Genomic DNA, 15,955 nt, shown 5'->3' with positions numbered 1-15,955 from the left:
TCTACCCCAGTCCGTCGGTGATCAGCCGGCTCCACCCGGCGCTGCTACGAAAGTGTTGCAGGGCCCGCAACCCGCCACGCAAACCCCCTCCATGAGCAGACCCATCAGGACAGCACCATGGTCGCGGCGAAGGCGGCGCCGGCGAGAAGGATAAGGGCGCCGGCGATGACGGCGGCGATCAGGCCTTTGGAGCGGTTCTTCGGTTCGAAGGCGATCGGGTCGGGGTTGTACCGGGCCTTGAAGGCGGCTGCGGCGCGATCATCGGGCGGTGGCGGGCCGAGGCGGGAACCGGTCAGCAGCGGGCGGGTCGGCGGGGCCAGCGGCTCGGACGGGTCGCCGTACGCCGGTACAGGCGGTCGCTGGTACGTCGACGTGCTCGCCGGCTGGTCGTCCTGCGGCAGGAAATGTCCGGGCTTGGGCCCCGGCTCCTCGGCCATGCTTCCCCGCTTCTCCCCGGTCATCGGACCCAGTGTCTCAGTGGCGGTCCGAGACCCACCCCTGGCTCGAATCGCGGCACGATGCTACTTGGCGGACGGTCCTTCGCTGTACCGGATTGCAGCTATTGACATCGCTTCGCGACCTGAGATCACTCTGCGTACTGACAGGAGTACCGAATGAGCGTGCTGGAGAGCTTCGCGCTGAACGGCAAGCGGGCCCTGGTCACCGGCGGCAATCGCGGGCTCGGCCGGGCCTTCGCGCTGGCCCTGGCCGAGGCGGGTGCCGACGTGGCGATCGCCGCCCGCGACGCCGAGCGGAACGCGGCGGTGGTGGCTGAGCTCGAGGCGGTCGGGCGGCGCGGGTTCGCAGTACAGGCCGATATCACCGTACGGGCCGACGTGACGCGAATGGTCGCTGAGGTGACGGAGGCGCTCGGCGGGATCGACGTACTGGTGAACAACGCCGGCATCGCGATCCACCGACCGGCCCTGGAGGTCCCCGACGACGAGTGGCACCAGGTGCTCGACCTCAACGTGACAGCGCTGTGGAACACCAGTACTGCGGTCGCGCGCGGCATGATCGCCGCCGGTGGCGGGGTGATCGTCAACGTGGGCAGCATGTCCGGGCAGATCGTCAACCGGCCACAGCACCAGGCGTCGTACAACGCGTCGAAAGCCGCCGTCCACCACCTCACCCGCACCCTCGCCGCCGAGTGGGCCCCGCACAACATCCGCGTCAACGCCATCGCCCCCGGCTACGTCAAAACCGACATGGCACCCGTCGACCGCCCCGAGTTCCAGCAGAACTGGATCCTCGACGCCCCACTCCAGCGCTACGCCACCCCCACCGAAATCGCCCCCTCAGTCGTCTACCTGGCCTCCCCCGCCTCCGCCTTCATGACCGGCTCAGTATTACTGATAGACGGCGGCTACTCCGTCTACTAGGCGCGGCCGAAGGCCAGGAAGTGGAAGCTGGTGGACATGACGTTGGGGTCGTTCTCGACGAGGCGGGCCAGCAGGATTGCTGACGGGAGGAGGGTCGGTACGTCGGCGGCCGGAGCGTGCTCGAGAGTCGCGGCGGCCGGTCCTTCGACGCCCAGTACTTCGACGTCGCCGAAGCCGGCGGCGTCGAATTCAGCGCGGAGCTCGTCTGCGTGGTGGAAGTACGCGTTGGTGAAGCCTTCCGGGTCGTCGTAGTTGCGCCCAGTGCTGAGCGCGACGGTGAACTCGGACAGGTTGTCCTCACTCAACATCCCCTTGGTCCCGTACTCGAGCAGGCCGGCGTACCGACTGATGCCTGCAGCAACTACTAGCCCGCCGACGCGGGTCACCCGTCGCGCCTCCGCCAGCGCCTGCGCCCGATCCGCCGCGTCGACCAGGTGATACAGCGGCCCGAACAGCAACGTGACGTCGACGCTGTCATCCGCCTGCTCCAGCTTGCGCGCGTCACCGACCATCGCCTCGAACGTCCCGACCTCCAGCGCGGTCGCGACATGCTCCGCCACCGGATCCACCAGCGTCACCGCATACCCATCGGCCGCCAGCCAGCGCGCATGCACACCGGTAGCGCCGCCCACATCGAGAACCGTTGCCCCCGGCCCCGGCAGGTACCGGCGTACCAGCTCCTGTGTCCGCAAGAACTCCAGCTGGCCGTGCCCCGACCGCGCCAGCCTGTCGTCCTCGACGTACCGCTCCGCGTAGAACGCCCTGATCAACGGATCCAGTTCAACCATCGCCCCATCATCGACCCCACAAATCCCCAGCACACCTCATTTCCCGGGCCGTATCCTGCCCCGATGACCCGCATCGTCTTCCTGAACGGCGCGCCCTCCACCGGCAAGACGACCCTCGCGCGAGCCCTCCACGAGGCGCTGCCCGGCCCGGTCTTCTACCAGTCGCTGGACGAGTTCCGCGGCTCGATCCGTCCGGAGTTCTGGATCCAAGGTCGCGTCCCCGGCCTCTTCGAGCGCGTCGTCGAGACGTACGTCGCCTGCCTGCGCGAGGTCGCGGCGCACGGCCTCGATGTCGTCGCCGAATCGATGATCTTGCCCGCGGATCTGCCGCGGTACGCCGAACTGTTCGGCTCCTTCGACGTGAGGATGGTCGGCATCACCTGCCCGCTGCCGGAGATCCGGCGGCGCGAGGGGCAGCGCACCGACCGGTACAACGGATTTCTCGAGCCGGACGTACCGACATACGAGGCCGTCAACCGCAATACCTACGAACTGCTGATCGACACCTCGACCGAGTCGACCAGTACTTCGCTGCGGCGGATCCTGGAGCACCTCGAAAAGCCTTCTGCCGATGATGTCGGATCGGTGAGCTGGGGTTCGTAGTAGGAATGAGAGGCCGCCCGGAGGGGGCGCCCCCGCAGCGAGGAGAGCAGCATGACCGCCACCTACACCTTCGACGTCTTCTCCACCCTCGACGGATACGGCAACCACACCGGCGACTGGGGCGGGTACTGGGGTAAGCAGGGGCCCGAGTTTCTCGAGCACCGCTTCGCCCAGTACTCCGGGGAGCAGCGGCTCGTGTTCGGGGCCGCGACCTTCCGGGACAACCTGGGGATGGCCGCCGCGTTCCCCGGCGCGTTCGAGGAAGCCGGGTCCTGGATCACCCAGCTCAGGAACCTGCCGGCCATCGTCGTGTCGAACACGCTCGAAGGCCCCGTCGACTGGCCGGACGCGACCATCGCGAGCGGCGATGCCGTCGAGGTCGTCAGCCGCCTCAAGCAGGAATCCGACGTCCCCCTGCGCTCCCACGGCAGCCTGGCCCTGAACCGCGCCCTGCTGGCCGCCGGCCTGGTCGACCGCATCCAGGTGACCGTCATCCCGGTGATCACCGGCAAGACCGGGGCGTCCCGGATCTTCGACGGCGTCCCCGACTTCGACCTCACTCTGCTCGAGAGCCGCACCCTGGACGGCAACCTGCAGGAACTCGTCTACCGGCCCACTCTGCACAACTGACTCACAGCGCCGAGCTCCTGATCTCGTAGGTCCGATCCAGCAGGGCGACCGCGTCGTCGTCGTAGGTGAAGGTCCAGCGAGTGGGCGCGGCCCCTCCGAGATGGGCCGCGACCGGTTGGCTGAGCGGTGGATAGGGGATGGCGCCGACCAACGGGATCGCCTCCGCCGGCAGGAACCAGCGTGCTTCCTGCACGGAGTTGTCGGGATCGTCGATCGCGAAGTCGCCGTCCGGCACCTCGGCCCAGTAGTTGTACGCCGTACTACGAGACGCCCCGTCCCTGCTCTCCACCACCACCTCGGCCACCAGATTCAACTGGTCGGCCCGGACCCGCAGCCCAGTCTCCTCAAGCAACTCCCGCGCCGCCGCCTCAGCCGGCGTCTCACCCGCCTCGACAGCCCCGCTCGGCAAAGACCACTGCTCGTCCTCCCACGCCTCATACCGCTCCCGGACGAGCACCACCCGCCCACCCCGAAAAGCAAGCACTCCCGCGTAGTCGGTCACCCGCCGACCCTACTTGGGCCGGGAAGGTCGAGGGTGAATTCGGCTTCGTCGAACTCGTTGGTGCGTTGGTCGGTGAAGGCGGCGGAGCGGAGCGTCGCGAGAGCCGCCTCGTTCTCCGGATCCACCGAGGCGTGGACCTGACGAGCGCCCACCGATGTCGCCAACTGGACCACCTGATCGACCGTTGCATGCCCGAGCCCGCGGCCACGGTGTGCTGGGCTCACGTAGTACGTGATCTCTGCTTCGTCGTCGAGGACCTCCAGGTCGATGAAACCGATCGGGCCGGTCTCATCGAAGGTGATCCAGCCGTGCCGGCTCGGTGCCTGCAGCAACGGCGTGCAGCGCTCCACGGCGTGACCGTAGAAGCCGCCGAAGATCGCGCCGCCGACCGGATCCGCCGCCAGCCACTGCTCGACCTGCCGCAGCCCGTCCTCGTCGATCGCCCGCACCTGCATCCAGCCACCTCCTCCGCGTGCCAGCACTCTGCCCGCCGCCACCGACAATTCGCAATCCTGCCGGACCCGGGTTTCGTGTTCGACCGGTACTGAGCAATGCTGTTGGTATGAGCTGGGCTATCTACGCGATGCGAGGACCAGGCGGCGTCCGCCGTCTCGACGACATTCCGGACGGCTACGCACCGCCTTCGGTCGGTACCACGGAGTCGGTACTCGACCAGGTCCGCGAACTGGCGCCCGGCGTCGACGCGAGCAACCGCTCCTGGCTGGTGCTGAAGAGCGACGACTACGACGTCGAGATGTCGATCGGCAAGAGCGTCGAGGTCCGCGACATCACCTTCTACCTCAACGACGGACCCCGCTCCATCCCGCTGGTGATGGCGATCAGCAGCAAGCTCGGCGTCACGGCGTACGACACCGAATCCGGCAACTTCCTCACCGAGGAATCCCGCCCACCGGTCCCGCCACCCCTCACCGAAGAAGAAATCAAAGCCAACAAACCCAAATGGTGGAAATTCGGCCGCAGCTAGCCCCCACCCAACTCCCCACACCGGCGCCTCCGCTCGCTCCTCCGTCGCTCACCCGGCGCTGAGCTCCCACCCACCCAGTGCGCGGGCGCCTTCGTCGCCCGCTTGGTGAAAGCAGCTGGTTGTCGCGGACACACGATGGCAAACGCCTCTGTCTGCACGCAATGACGGCTGCCCACCAAGATAGGCAGACTGTTTGCGCAGCCCACCTGAACGCACTGACCAGGGGTGGTTGTGGATGACCGCGGTGGTTGCTGATGGGTGGGCCGTGGTTGCCGGGTGGTCGGGTGGGCCTTCGAGGTTGTCGCGCGGGGTGAGGTGGGGCGGCGGGGGGTGGCCGTTGTCTGGCAGCGGCTGGGGGGTGGGGCGGGTCAGGCTGGGTGGGTGGTGGTGAGGGTGGCTATTTTGTTGATTCGGTGTTCTGGGTTGTTGAGGGCGTCGTGCCAGTAGTTGCCGGCGGCATGGTCTTCTGGGGTGGCGCAGGTGGAGATGGTGAGCATCGGGTGGGTTGGGGTGGCACCGGGGCGGCCTGGGACGGGGGCGTTCTGTTGGGCTTTTTCGGCTGGTTTGCGGAAGGAGATCGTCATCGTCCGGGTGACGACGTAGTCGTAGACGGTGCCGTCGGCGGTGACGAGGATGTGGGCGCCGGTCTTGAGTTCTGGCAGGCGGGCCAGGGGTTTGCCGTGGGCGGTTCGGTGGCCGGTGATGATGAAGTTGCCGATCTCGCCGGGGCCCACTCCGCCTGCCGGGCCGCTTGGTGAGGCGAACAGGCCGCGGTCCTGGATGAGGGTGCCGGGCTTGTCGTCGGCGGTGCCGGGGTAGCTGACCACCCGCAAGGCCCGGACCCCGATCGATGGGATCGCGAGGGTCACGTTCACGGCCGGCTTCACAGGAGGGGATGCGTTAGCAGAGGGCGAGGGCGTCGACGGCTTGGCGGAAGGCGGGGTCGGCTTGGCGGAAGGCGTGGTCGGGCCCTCCGGTATGGAGCTCGACGGCTCCGACGGAGTAGCTGTCGGCGGCGGTTCCGTAGTACGGGGTGGGGTGTCGGCGCATCCCACCAGGGCGGCCGCGAGCAACACCGCAACCGCCCATCGCCCGACCATCGTCGGACCGTAACCCGCAGTACCGAAAGTCAGCCGAAAACCGGAAGGCCGGAACCCCTAGACCGGCGCCTTCTCCTTCAGCACGGCCATGAACGCCCGCATCCACGCCGGATGATCCGGCCACGCGCGCCCACTCACCACATTGCCGTCCACGACCGCGTCACCATCGACCCACTCGCCACCACCAGCCCGTACATCCGGCGCCAACGCTGGATACGCCGAGGTCTTGCGCCCCTTCAGCACCCCGGCCGCCGCCGCGACCAGCGGCCCATGACACAACTGCGCGACCGGCTTGGCCTCGCCGTAGAAATGCTGCACGATCCGCAAGCAGTCCTCGTTGTTGCGGATGTACTCCGGCGCCCGCCCGCCAGGAATCACCAACGCCACATAGTCCTCAGGATTCACGTCCGCGAACGCCACGTCAGCCTGCCACGTATGCCCCAACTTCTCGGTATAGGTGTCGAACCCGTCCACGAAGTCATGCACCACGAACTGCAGCTTCTTCACTTCCGGCGCCGCCAGGTCGACCTCGTACCCTTCCTCCTGCAACCGCTGATAGGGGTAGAAAACCTCCAGCGTCTCCGCCGCGTCCCCAGTGATGATCAGTACTTTGGCCATCGCCACACCACCTCCCCAGCCAGCCTCCGCCGGTCCAACTCGGTGGTCAAGAGCAGATGCCTGTCGCACCACACTGGCAGGACCGTCATCGTCCCGCGCCGATCAGATCGCCTGAACCCGTTCGGGGAGGTATTTGTCCAGGCCCGGGGAGCGCTTTACCCCCGGTCCGGTTCATTTCCCTCCCCAACCGCCTTGTCTTGAAGGGTTTCGGCCGCTGGCAACCTGCAGAGCATCAGTGGCCGAACGAACGGCGCTCGCCGGACTCGGAGCTAGCCAACGGTCAGCGTGGCCGGTCCCAGCCGGAGTGTTCCCGAGCCCAACGGCTCGCACCGTACGCCGCCATGCCCGCGCAACCCCTTGAAGGCGCCCGGCGCGACCATCACGTCCATCCACGCACACGGATTGGCCGGCCGATGCGCCTGAAACCGCACCGCCCCCAACCCGCTGTCCAAGCTGAAGGCCCGCCCCGGAATCCGCTCCCCGTCCCCGGTACGCCGAACCGCCAACTGGTCGATCGGGTACCCCCGGATGATGATGTTCCGCCGCGTCAACGCCGGATCCGGCACCTCGTCCAGCCCCAGCTCGACCGCCAACTCATCCATCGCCGATGCATCGAAGACCGTCACCGCCGCGCGCCGATGCGCCGACTGGTTGAAGTACCGATCCCCCACGATCCCCAGCCCGGCCCGCACCTCGATCTCACCCCGCGAAGCCATCTCAGGATCCACCCGCGCCCCATCCTCCGGCCGCCCCACATAGGCATGTACCGAAGACACCACCAACCCGACGATCTCGACCTGAACCTCGCTGCCCACAAACTCAAGATAGCCGCACAACGGATCCGGCTCCGGAGGCGTTTAACAGGTATGACCTTCGATCAATGGGTGCGGGACGGGCGCGGGCGGCTGCTCGCCTTCGCGACCGTGCTCTGCGGCGGGCGGCACCTGGCCGAGGACGTCGTCCAGGAGGTGCTGGTCCGGGTTCACCGCAAGTGGGACTCGATCAGCGCCCTGGACCACCCGGACAGCTACGTCCGCAAGATGGTCGTCAACGAGTTCCTGTCCTGGCGCCGCAAATGGGCTCGGATCGAGCCGAGCGGACTACTCGACGTGGTTGGTTCGGTCCCTGATCCGGCCGGCCTGATCGCCGAGCGGATGGAGCTGCTGACCGAGCTCTGTGCCCTGCCCAAGCGCCAGCGCGCGGTCGTCGTACTGCGTTATCTGGTCGGCCAGAGCGACGCCCAGATCGCCGAAATCCTCGGCTGTACCGAAGGCACCGTGCGCGGCTACTCGTCCCGCGCGCTGGCGACCCTCAAGATCCAGCTCACCGCGGAGGTGGCCGACCATGCGCACTGAGGAATCCCTTCGCGAAGCCCTCGAATTCGCCGAACAAGCCGCCCGGCTCCAGCCGGAAACCCCCCGTACGCCGGTACGCCGGACCCGCCGCATCGTCGTCCTCGCCGCCGTGGCGGCAACTGTCGCCGCAGCGGTCGTCGTACCGGTCGCGCTCCATCGCAACGCCGCGCCGCCGCCGGTGACGAAGACGGCCCCGCCGCTCAAGTGGACCCATCAGCAGCTGATCGTGTACCCGCACGAGACCATCCGCACGTTCTCCGGGTCGGACCAGTCGACCTGTTCGGTGGTCGAGCAGACCGGCCGTTACGACCTGGCCAAGCTCGGCAAACTCCGGAAGAAGACGACGGTCAACGGTCACCCGGCCGACCTGATCCAGGTCCCCGAGACACAACCCCGGATGCCGATCATGATCGTGCCCGGGACCACTCCCAAGCCCACGCCCACCCCCGCCCCGAAGACGCACCTCAGGATCGCGTGGAGCTACCAGGCCGGCCGTTGGGCGCTGGCCAGCTGTTCGCCGGATCTCGTTGATCTAGGTACGGCCGAACGACGGGTCCAGAGCTTCGCCGACAGCGTCGATTTCGGGCCGCAACAGCTCCGGGCGCCGATCGAGTTCGGGTATCTGCCGCCCGGCGCCCGGGTCCAGTCGATCGACGCCACGACCGAGTCCGTCTCCTTCGGGATCACGATGGGCCACACCGCGTCGATCCTGGTCTCACTCAGCTGGCCGCCGCGGACACACGTCTTCACCGGCGAGCGGCCGGTCCAGGTCAACGGACGCGCCGGCCGGGTGCGCGTCGACGGCGAGCTGCGGATCCCGTACGAGACCTTCGATCTCGTGGTGAACGCGTCGAACTCGACGGGCGCCGACCGATCCGCCCTGGTACTGGCGGTCGCCAAGGGAATCCGGGTCGCCGATCCCTTGGATCGGTCGCACTGGTTCCCGGCCGAGATCGGGCTCAGCCCCAGGTGAGCGGATCGAGCAGGAGGTAGAAGTCCAGCCGCGCGCGATCAGGCTCAGGCAGCCCGTACTGCGCGAAGAAGCCGGCCGCGTCCACCGACCAGACGTCGTTGAGCTGTGCGGGGACCAGCGCCAGGTCGGTGTAGCGGTCGGCGACTCCGAGGCGGCCGACGTCGATCACCCCGGTCAGCTCCAAGGTCTCCGGGTCGAAGAGGAAGTTCGGGAGGCAGCCGTCGCCGTGGCAGACGACCAGGTCGCCGGCTGCCTTTGCGGCAACTTCAGGAGCTTCGGCCTGGATGCGCGCGAGCAACTCAGCGGGCGGGACCGCTTGGACGTCTTCGCGCAAGAAGTCCGGGTTTACCGCGCCGCGGCGTACGACGTCCTCCGCCTGCGCAATCACGTCATGAAGCGGCCGCCGGAAAGGACAGTCCTCCACCGCCAGCGAGTGCACGGCCCGCAGCGCACCCGCGAAGCTCGCCACCAACTTCTCCGACCACGGCAGCTCGACGGCCGCAACCCCAGACACGGCCGAGGTCAGCAAGGCACCACCCTCAGCGCGCTCGATCCAATCGAGCACCCGCGCCGCCGGCACCGAAGTACCGGCGAGCCATTCCGCCCGGTCCCGCTCGGCGGCCAACTCGCCCACTCCGGAAACGCCGCTGCACTTGGCGAAGACGTCACCCCGCCGGAACACCTCGGTCGCCGATTCCCCACCGGTGACCGGCTCCCACCCGTCGCCGGGCAACCAGGCCGCAAAACTCATTCAGCCATCCTCACAGGCTCCGCAAGTGGTTTCTGGTACTCCTGAACCCATGAGCTTCGAGGAGCTGTTCGCCGACGTCGCCCGGGTGATCGAGGGCACCGGGGTCGTGATCATGACCGCCGGCCTGGCCATCGTCCTGCTCCGCTTCGCCTACTCCGTCGTGTCCGCCCCAACCCGCACCGGCAGCTACGAACGTCTCCGGGTCAGCATGGGCCGGGTGATCCTGCTCGGTCTGGAGATCCTGATCGTCGGCGACATCGTCCGGACGATCATCGTCGAGGCCTCGGTGCAGAGCGTGCTCGTGCTCGGCCTGATCGTGGTGATCCGGACCGTGCTGAGCTTCGCCCTCGAGGTCGAGATCAGCGGCCGCTGGCCGTGGCAGCAGGCTCCTCACACAAGTCCTCCGCCGGCCGTTCAATCAGCGGAGACCTTGGAGGAGAAATGAACAACCGGCACGCCATCGTCAGCACCCAGCTCGGCGACCTGACCCTCGTAGCCTCGGACGACGCCCTGATCGGCATCTACTTCCCGCACCACTGGGTGAAGCCCGAGCACGCCACGCTCGGCGACCAGGTCGATGCTGCGACAGATCCCGTGCTCAATGAAGCCACAAACCAATTGACCCAATACCTGGCCGGCGACCGCGACGACTTCGACCTCAAGACCGAGCTCCGAGGCGGCGACGCGTTCCAGCAGAAGGTCTGGGCCCTGCTCGACGACATCCCACGCGGCAAGACCACGACGTACGGCGAACTAGCCGAGCAGCTCGGCGACAAACAACTCGCCCAACTCGTCGGCAAGGCCGTCGGCAGCAACCCGCTCTCGATCGTCGTCCCGTGCCACCGCGTCGTCGGAAAGGACGGCAAGCTGACCGGGTACGCCGGCGGTCTCAAGCGCAAGCAGTTCCTGCTCGACCTCGAGGAACCGGCCCTCGTCAAGGAGACCCGGCTGTTCTAGTGCGCCGTGTCGGAAGTTCCGTTAGCGATAGCGGTGGTCAGGTGCGTGCCTCGCGGTGGCGGAGGGAAGGCCTCGATGCTTTTCCATCGTGGCCTTTCCTCCGCTGCCGCGAGGTGCGTGCCTGGGCGCCGGTAGCGCAACGGAACTTCCGACACGGCGCACTAGGCAGTCGATTCCCGGGGGATCAACTGCCACGGGAAGTCGTACACCTTGCCGTCCGCGCCCTCGCGGTCGGTGAGGCGGGCGACCATGATCCGGCACAGCGCGGCGTTGAACCCGACCGGCCCGACCGTCGACAGCGAGGGATCGAGATGCTCGCCCTCAGGCGTGTTCCCGACCCCGATCACGGCCAGATCCCCCGGTACGTCGATACGCAACCGATGCGCCGCCCGGATCGCGGCGATCGCGGCGAAGTCCGTCGTACAGTAAAGCGCCGTCGGCCGGTCGGGCCGGTTCAGCACCGACATCGCCGCCCGGTAAGCCCCCTCCGGATGCGGCTCGTACGTCGCCACCAACTCGTCCAGCACCGGCACTCCGGCCGCCGCCATCGTCCGCAGATAGGCGTCGTACCGCGGCCAGCCGGCCAACTTCGACGTCAGCGCACCGATCCGCGTATGCCGCTCCAGCAGATGCTCGACGGCCAGATGACAACGCGGCTCGGCACCCGACCGGATGACGTCGAAGCCCTTCGGCTCGAGCACCTCGCTGAAGACGACCATCTGCACGCCCTGCGCCGCGAACGCTTCCAGATCCTCGACCAGCGACGGATCGTCACGGACATGATCGATGAAGATGACATCCGGCGTCCGATTCGCGAGTACCGTCCTCCAGTCGCCGTCGGCCACGATCAGCGCGGTCTTGCCCAACGGCTGCACGGCGGCGCTGACATCGGCCGCGACCGCCTGGGCCCACGGATCGGCGAGCACGCTCAACGAGAGCAGCACGAGATCCGACTTCCCCGTCCGGATCGCCCGGGCCGCGTCGTTGCGGCGATAGCCCAGACGCGCCGCGGCCTCCCGTACCCGGTCCGCGGTGTTCTCCGAGATCGTCTGACTGCGCGGGTGTCCGGACAGCACGTAGGACACCGTGGCGATCGAGACTCCCGCCGCGGCGGCGACGGTGCGCAGCGTCGGTTTGTCGGTCATCCCCGTGGCCATGAGAGCGATTCTCTCAGCCTTTGACCGCTCCGGTGATGACGCCCTTGTTGAAGTGCCGCTGCAGGAACGGGTAGACCATCGCGATCGGCACCAGCGCGACCACGACGACCGCCATCTGCAAGGACTGCGGCTGCGGCAACGGCGTCACCCCGAGCTGGTCGGCCGACAGCGACTTGCCCTGCAGCACGTACGTCCGCAGGATCACCTGGACCGGCCACTTGGAGGTGTCGTTGATGTAGAGCAGCGCGTTGAAGAAGGCGTTCCAGAAACCGACCGCGTAGAACAGCCCGACCACGGCGATCACCGCCTTCGACAGCGGCATCACGATCCGGCGCAGGATGGTGAAGTCGCTCGCGCCGTCGATCCGGGCGCTCTCCAGGATCTCGGCCGGCACGTTCATGAAGAACGTCCGCATCACGACGAAGTTGAACGCCCCGAGCGCGCCCGGCAGGATCAGCGACCAGAGGCTGTCGATCAGCCCGAGCTGCTTGACGATCAGGAACATCGGGATGATGCCCGGCGCGAACAGCAGCGTGAACAGCACCAGCAGCAAGACCGGGCGGCCGAACAGTACCGGCCGTGAGGTCGCGTAGGCGAGCGCGATCGTGGTCAACAGCGCGATCGCCGTACCGATCACCGTGACGAACACGCTGACCCCGATCGCCCGCGCCATCAGCCCACCGCTGAACAACGTGTCGTACGCCTTGAAGGTCGGATGCGACGGCCACAACACGTAGCCGCCCGCCTCGATGATGTCCTGGTCGCTGGCCAGCGAGGTCGAGATCACCACCATGATCGGAACGATGATCGCCAGCGCGAATCCACCGAGCACGACCGCCTTGATGGTCTGGTACGCCGGACTCGGGCGCTCCTTCCAGATCGGCCGTCTCATGATTCGCCCCGCTTCTGGAAGATGCCCGGTTCGCCGAGCCGGTGCGCGATCGTGTTCGCGCCCCACAGCAGCAGCGCGCCGATCACTCCCTTGGCCAGCCCGGCCGCGGCCCCGCTGCTCCAGTCACCGCCGACCACGCCGGCGTAGTACGTGAAGGTGTCCAGTACTTCGGCAGCGCCCGGCCCGACCGAGTCGCGTTGCAGGATGAACTGCTCGAACCCGACGCTGAGGATGTCGCCGATGCGCAGGATCAGCAGCAAGACGATGACGGTACGCATCGACGGCAGGGTGATGTGCCAGAGCCGCCGCCAGCGACCCGCTCCATCCGCCGCAGCAGCCTCGTACAGGGAAACATCCACCGCGGAGAGTGCCGCCAGGAAGATGATCATCGCCCAGCCGGCGTCCTTCCAGATCAGCTGCCCGACGACGAGTAGGGGGAAGGTGTCCGGATTCGTCATGAACGGGATCGGGTCGAACCCGGCCTGCCTCAGCAGGTTGTTGACGAACCCGGCACCGCCGAGCGATTGCTGGAACAGCGTGATGACGAGGACCCAGGACAGGAAGTGTGGCAGGTACGCGATCGTCTGGAACGCGCGCCGGATCCTGTTGCTGACCAGGGAATCCACGATCAAGGCCATCGCCAGCGGCACCGGGAAGAACAGCACCAGCTGTACCGCCGCCAGGATGAGCGTGTTGCGCAGCGCATCCCAGAAGTCGGGGTTGTCGTACAGGTTGATGAAGTTCTGGATGCCGTTCCACTCGCTGTGCATGATGCCGAGGTAGGGCTGGAAGTCCTGGAACGCGACCACGTTGCCGAGCACCGGCAGGTAGAAGAACACCAGCAGGAACAGCACGCCCGGCACCATCAGCACCAGCATCTGCCAGTCCCGCCTGAGCCGGACCCCGAACGGTAGTTCCGGCTGTTTGCGCCGATGCTGTTTGGGCCGGCTCAAGACTCTGTCACCGGTACGCCGGCGGGCAGCACGGCTTCGAACTCACCACGCATCTTGTCGCCGCCGCCGCTCTTCCAGCGCTTCAGCGCCGCGTCGTACGCATCCATCTTCTGCCGGCCGGTGACGATGTCGACGATGGTGTCGCGGAACGCCGCGGTCAGCTTGGTACCGACCTTGCTGCTGGTGTCGGAGTAGGTGCCGGCCGTCGGGTTGCGCATCGCGTACTTGAGCAGCTCCTGCTCGGTGGCGTGGATCTTCTTGGTGTCCTCGGGGAACGCGGGGTTGAAGATGACCGACTCCGGCGCGGTCATGATCTGCAGCGCGCTGACCAGACCGGGCGCCTGCTGGTTGCCTGCGGCGTTGAGTACCGGGTTCTTGCTGGCGTCGAGGGTGTACTGCTGGCCGGCGGTACCGAAGTTCTTCTGCAGGTATTCCTTGGTACCGAACGGCGCCGAGAGGTAGTTGACCAAGGCAAGGAGTTCGCGGATGCGGCCCTCGTCGGTCTTCTTGAACGGGGTGAAGCCGACGGTTCCGTAGCCCATGTCGTAGACCGGCTTGGCCTTGCCGTCATGGCCGAACGGGATCATCGTGTCGACGAACAGCGTGGGGTCGGCGGCGCGGAAGTCGGCGGTCGCGCGCGGTCCGACGACGACCTGGGCGGCGATCTGGCCGTTGACGGTCTTCGGCGTCGCGTCGGCGAGGTTGAGGTCGGGGTAGAAGACCTTGGCTGCCCACAGCTTCGCGGCGTACTCGACGGCGGCCTTGTAGTTGTCGGTCTCGTAGAGGTGGGTCAGCGAACGGTCGCTGTTGACCCGCCAGCTGTTCGGGGCGCCGAACCACTCGCCGAACATGTGCAGCATGTTGATGATCGCCGGCTCGAGCGCGTAGTTCGTACCCTTGGTGAGCTCCTTGCACTTGGCGAAGAACTCGTCCGCCGTCTTGCACTGCAGGCCGCCGACCTTCGCCCAGGTCTTCGGGTTGCCCATCATCACCTGGCCGAACGGGGTGGACGGGATCGGCGCGCCCCAGATCTTGCCGTTCACGACGGCGGTCCGCCAGGAGGCCGGCTTGAGCGCGGCGAGGTTCGGATACTCGAGTACGGCGTCTCCGGCGAGGTACTTCGTGAGGTCCTGGAACTTCGCCTCGAGCATCGGGCCGACGTTGGGGATGCCCTGGTTGGGCGGCAGCCACATGAGGTCGGGCAGGTCGTCGCCTGCGAGCAGGGTGGCGAACTTCTCCGGGTAGCCGGGGTCGGTACCGATCGTCAGCTTGAGCTCGCCGCCGAGCGCCTGGTTGAGGGCCTGCCACATGGGGTTGCTGCCCATCGGAGGCGGAGGCGTCGCGAACGTCTCGGTCAGCGCGGTCACCGCCGACTTGAGCGGCGGGCTCTGGACGCTGGCGATCGCGTTCTCGGGGAACCGCAGGAACCCCGGCTCGAGCCCCGACTCCGCCCCCGGCAGCTCCGGCGTGAGCCCGTCGAACGCCTTGTACGTCGGCAGCTTCACGTCCCCGGACGCCTTCGCCCCGCCACCCGTCGACCCACCATCACCACACCCGGCAAGCGTCGGCCCGAGCACCACGACACCGACCGCCGCACTACCCAGCCCAAGAAACCGCCGCCGCCCGAAGTTGCTCTCCATGTCGCCGCCTCACCTTTGCCCGTTTATGATCTGTCTCTGCACAAACCACTCACTAACGCTCACTTAAACGTTAACCGGGACCGTAAACCCGACCCGCACTCCGCCGCAACCCCAACCCGCGAGAAAGATCCCCAACCGCCCGACCTCCGTGGCGCAATGCCCCCCTCCCCATCGTCGACCGCCCACACCCCCACCCCACCGGCCATACGCGACCTTGAGCACGCCGCAGCCACATGAATGGCCAAAACGTCGCTACCCGGTGCCCAAAGTGACCACAGCCGGCCCCACACGCACGACCTTGAGCACGCCGCAGTCACATAGACAGCGAAAACGTGGCTGGCCGGTGCCCAAAGTCGACCAGCTGACCAACCGACGCGCCGAAGCCGGCGAGGCGGCGGGCGCCGAGCGAGCGAGGTGGCGGGCCCGGGGCGAGCGAGGTGGCGGGCCCGGGTGAGCGAGGTGGCGGCCCGGGGCGAGCGAGGTGGTGAGCGCAACTTTGGGCATGGGGCGGCCGCCTGGGTGGCGAGAACGTGGCTGGTGGGTGCTCAAAGTCGACCAGCTGACCAACCGACGAGCCGAAGCCGGCGAGGCGGCGGGCGCCGAGCGAGCGAGGTGGCGGGCCCGGGTGAGCGAGGTGGCGGGCCCGGGTGAGCGAGGTGGCGGGCCCGG

Annotated in this window: 21 protein-coding genes; 8 read left to right on the top strand and 13 right to left on the bottom strand. The window is 67.5% G+C overall.

Annotation, left to right across the window (positions count from 1 at the left end; translation table 11 throughout):
- Positions 1-104: 104 nt before the first annotated feature.
- A complete protein-coding gene (locus tag ACIA12_RS37150) occupies positions 105-461 on the bottom strand; it encodes a hypothetical protein (RefSeq protein WP_396372052.1) in 357 nt (118 codons plus the stop codon).
- Between the two features lie 153 nt (positions 462-614).
- Between ACIA12_RS37150 and ACIA12_RS37145 the strand changes: the two genes are divergently transcribed.
- Positions 615-1,382: an SDR family NAD(P)-dependent oxidoreductase gene (locus ACIA12_RS37145; RefSeq protein WP_396372051.1), complete on the top strand. Its 768-nt coding sequence runs from the start codon at positions 615-617 to the stop codon at positions 1,380-1,382.
- Here ACIA12_RS37145 and ACIA12_RS37140 read toward each other — a convergent pair.
- Complete coding sequence (locus ACIA12_RS37140; RefSeq protein ID WP_396372050.1) at positions 1,379-2,170, bottom strand: class I SAM-dependent methyltransferase; 792 nt, start codon at positions 2,168-2,170, stop codon at positions 1,379-1,381. The two genes, ACIA12_RS37145 and ACIA12_RS37140, sit on opposite strands and share 4 nt — an antisense overlap.
- A 63-nt stretch (positions 2,171-2,233) precedes the next feature.
- Between ACIA12_RS37140 and ACIA12_RS37135 the strand changes: the two genes are divergently transcribed.
- Together ACIA12_RS37135 and ACIA12_RS37130 are read left to right on the top strand one after the other, a co-directional pair.
- A complete protein-coding gene (locus tag ACIA12_RS37135; RefSeq protein WP_396372049.1) occupies positions 2,234-2,773 on the top strand; it encodes an AAA family ATPase in 540 nt (179 codons plus the stop codon).
- Between the two features lie 51 nt (positions 2,774-2,824).
- The gene (locus tag ACIA12_RS37130; RefSeq protein ID WP_396372047.1) at positions 2,825-3,403 is read left to right on the top strand and encodes a dihydrofolate reductase family protein; all 579 of its coding nucleotides are present in this window, start codon (positions 2,825-2,827) and stop codon (positions 3,401-3,403) included.
- Position 3,404: 1 nt separating this feature from the next.
- Here ACIA12_RS37130 and ACIA12_RS37125 read toward each other — a convergent pair whose 3' ends face one another.
- Both ACIA12_RS37125 and ACIA12_RS37120 read right to left on the bottom strand, forming a co-directional pair.
- Positions 3,405-3,905, bottom strand: a complete 501-nt coding sequence (locus ACIA12_RS37125; protein WP_396372045.1) for an NUDIX hydrolase — start codon at positions 3,903-3,905, stop codon at positions 3,405-3,407.
- A complete protein-coding gene (locus ACIA12_RS37120) occupies positions 3,902-4,360 on the bottom strand; it encodes a GNAT family N-acetyltransferase (RefSeq protein WP_396372043.1) in 459 nt (152 codons plus the stop codon). The genes ACIA12_RS37125 and ACIA12_RS37120 overlap by 4 nt, the downstream gene beginning before the upstream one ends.
- Positions 4,361-4,467: 107 nt before the next feature.
- On the opposite strand from ACIA12_RS37120, the gene ACIA12_RS37115 reads away from it, so the two are divergent.
- On the top strand, positions 4,468-4,890 hold the full coding sequence (locus tag ACIA12_RS37115) for a hypothetical protein (protein WP_396372041.1): 423 nt from the start codon (positions 4,468-4,470) through the stop codon (positions 4,888-4,890).
- A 368-nt stretch (positions 4,891-5,258) separates the two neighbouring features.
- Here ACIA12_RS37115 and ACIA12_RS37110 read toward each other — a convergent pair whose 3' ends face one another.
- From ACIA12_RS37110 to ACIA12_RS37095, 4 genes are all read right to left on the bottom strand, one after another.
- Complete coding sequence (locus ACIA12_RS37110) at positions 5,259-5,765, bottom strand: class E sortase (RefSeq protein ID WP_396372040.1); 507 nt, start codon at positions 5,763-5,765, stop codon at positions 5,259-5,261.
- Positions 5,766-5,790: 25 nt separating this feature from the next.
- Positions 5,791-5,940: a hypothetical protein gene (locus tag ACIA12_RS37105; protein WP_396372038.1), complete on the bottom strand. Its 150-nt coding sequence runs from the start codon at positions 5,938-5,940 to the stop codon at positions 5,791-5,793.
- Positions 5,941-6,047: 107 nt separating this feature from the next.
- Complete coding sequence (locus ACIA12_RS37100) at positions 6,048-6,608, bottom strand: DJ-1/PfpI family protein (RefSeq protein WP_396372037.1); 561 nt, start codon at positions 6,606-6,608, stop codon at positions 6,048-6,050.
- 269 nt (positions 6,609-6,877) lie between these two features.
- Positions 6,878-7,423, bottom strand: coding sequence for a molybdenum cofactor biosysynthesis protein (locus tag ACIA12_RS37095; protein ID WP_396372035.1), 546 nt, complete (start codon positions 7,421-7,423; stop codon positions 6,878-6,880).
- Positions 7,424-7,474: 51 nt separating this feature from the next.
- Between ACIA12_RS37095 and ACIA12_RS37090 the strand changes: the two genes are divergently transcribed.
- Both ACIA12_RS37090 and ACIA12_RS37085 read left to right on the top strand, forming a co-directional pair.
- Positions 7,475-7,963 carry a SigE family RNA polymerase sigma factor gene (locus tag ACIA12_RS37090; protein WP_396372033.1) on the top strand — a complete coding sequence of 163 codons (489 nt, stop codon included), beginning with the start codon at positions 7,475-7,477 and terminating at the stop codon, positions 7,961-7,963.
- Positions 7,953-8,936 (top strand): hypothetical protein, encoded by a 984-nt coding sequence (locus ACIA12_RS37085; RefSeq protein WP_396372032.1) that lies wholly within the window; start codon positions 7,953-7,955, stop codon positions 8,934-8,936. The genes ACIA12_RS37090 and ACIA12_RS37085 overlap by 11 nt, the downstream gene beginning before the upstream one ends.
- Here the strand turns inward: ACIA12_RS37085 and ACIA12_RS37080 are convergent.
- Positions 8,923-9,687, bottom strand: coding sequence for a phosphotransferase (locus ACIA12_RS37080; RefSeq protein WP_396372030.1), 765 nt, complete (start codon positions 9,685-9,687; stop codon positions 8,923-8,925). The genes ACIA12_RS37085 and ACIA12_RS37080 overlap by 14 nt on opposite strands.
- A gap of 49 nt (positions 9,688-9,736) precedes the next feature.
- On the opposite strand from ACIA12_RS37080, the gene ACIA12_RS37075 reads away from it, so the two are divergent.
- Positions 9,737-10,132, top strand: a complete 396-nt coding sequence (locus ACIA12_RS37075) for a DUF1622 domain-containing protein (RefSeq protein ID WP_396372029.1) — start codon at positions 9,737-9,739, stop codon at positions 10,130-10,132.
- Positions 10,129-10,644: a methylated-DNA--[protein]-cysteine S-methyltransferase gene (locus ACIA12_RS37070; protein WP_396372028.1), complete on the top strand. Its 516-nt coding sequence runs from the start codon at positions 10,129-10,131 to the stop codon at positions 10,642-10,644. The genes ACIA12_RS37075 and ACIA12_RS37070 overlap by 4 nt, the downstream gene beginning before the upstream one ends.
- A gap of 161 nt (positions 10,645-10,805) precedes the next feature.
- Here ACIA12_RS37070 and ACIA12_RS37065 read toward each other — a convergent pair whose 3' ends face one another.
- The 4 genes from ACIA12_RS37065 to ACIA12_RS37050 form a co-directional block, all read right to left on the bottom strand.
- Entirely contained in the window at positions 10,806-11,801 is a 996-nt protein-coding gene (locus ACIA12_RS37065; protein WP_396372027.1) for a LacI family DNA-binding transcriptional regulator, read from the bottom strand.
- A 13-nt stretch (positions 11,802-11,814) separates the two neighbouring features.
- Entirely contained in the window at positions 11,815-12,693 is an 879-nt protein-coding gene (locus ACIA12_RS37060; RefSeq protein WP_396372025.1) for a carbohydrate ABC transporter permease, read from the bottom strand.
- Entirely contained in the window at positions 12,690-13,571 is an 882-nt protein-coding gene (locus ACIA12_RS37055; RefSeq protein WP_396372024.1) for an ABC transporter permease, read from the bottom strand. The genes ACIA12_RS37060 and ACIA12_RS37055 overlap by 4 nt, the downstream gene beginning before the upstream one ends.
- 71 nt (positions 13,572-13,642) lie before the next feature.
- On the bottom strand, positions 13,643-15,286 hold the full coding sequence (locus ACIA12_RS37050; RefSeq protein WP_396372023.1) for a sugar ABC transporter substrate-binding protein: 1,644 nt from the start codon (positions 15,284-15,286) through the stop codon (positions 13,643-13,645).
- Between the last annotated feature and the right edge of the window lie 669 nt (positions 15,287-15,955).

Origin of the sequence: Kribbella sp. NPDC051620 (genome assembly GCF_044453825.1) — a bacterium.
Taxonomy (GTDB): domain Bacteria; phylum Actinomycetota; class Actinomycetes; order Propionibacteriales; family Kribbellaceae; genus Kribbella.
Note: the sequence above shows the minus strand (reverse complement) of the source record. Positions and strands in the feature narration are given on the sequence as shown.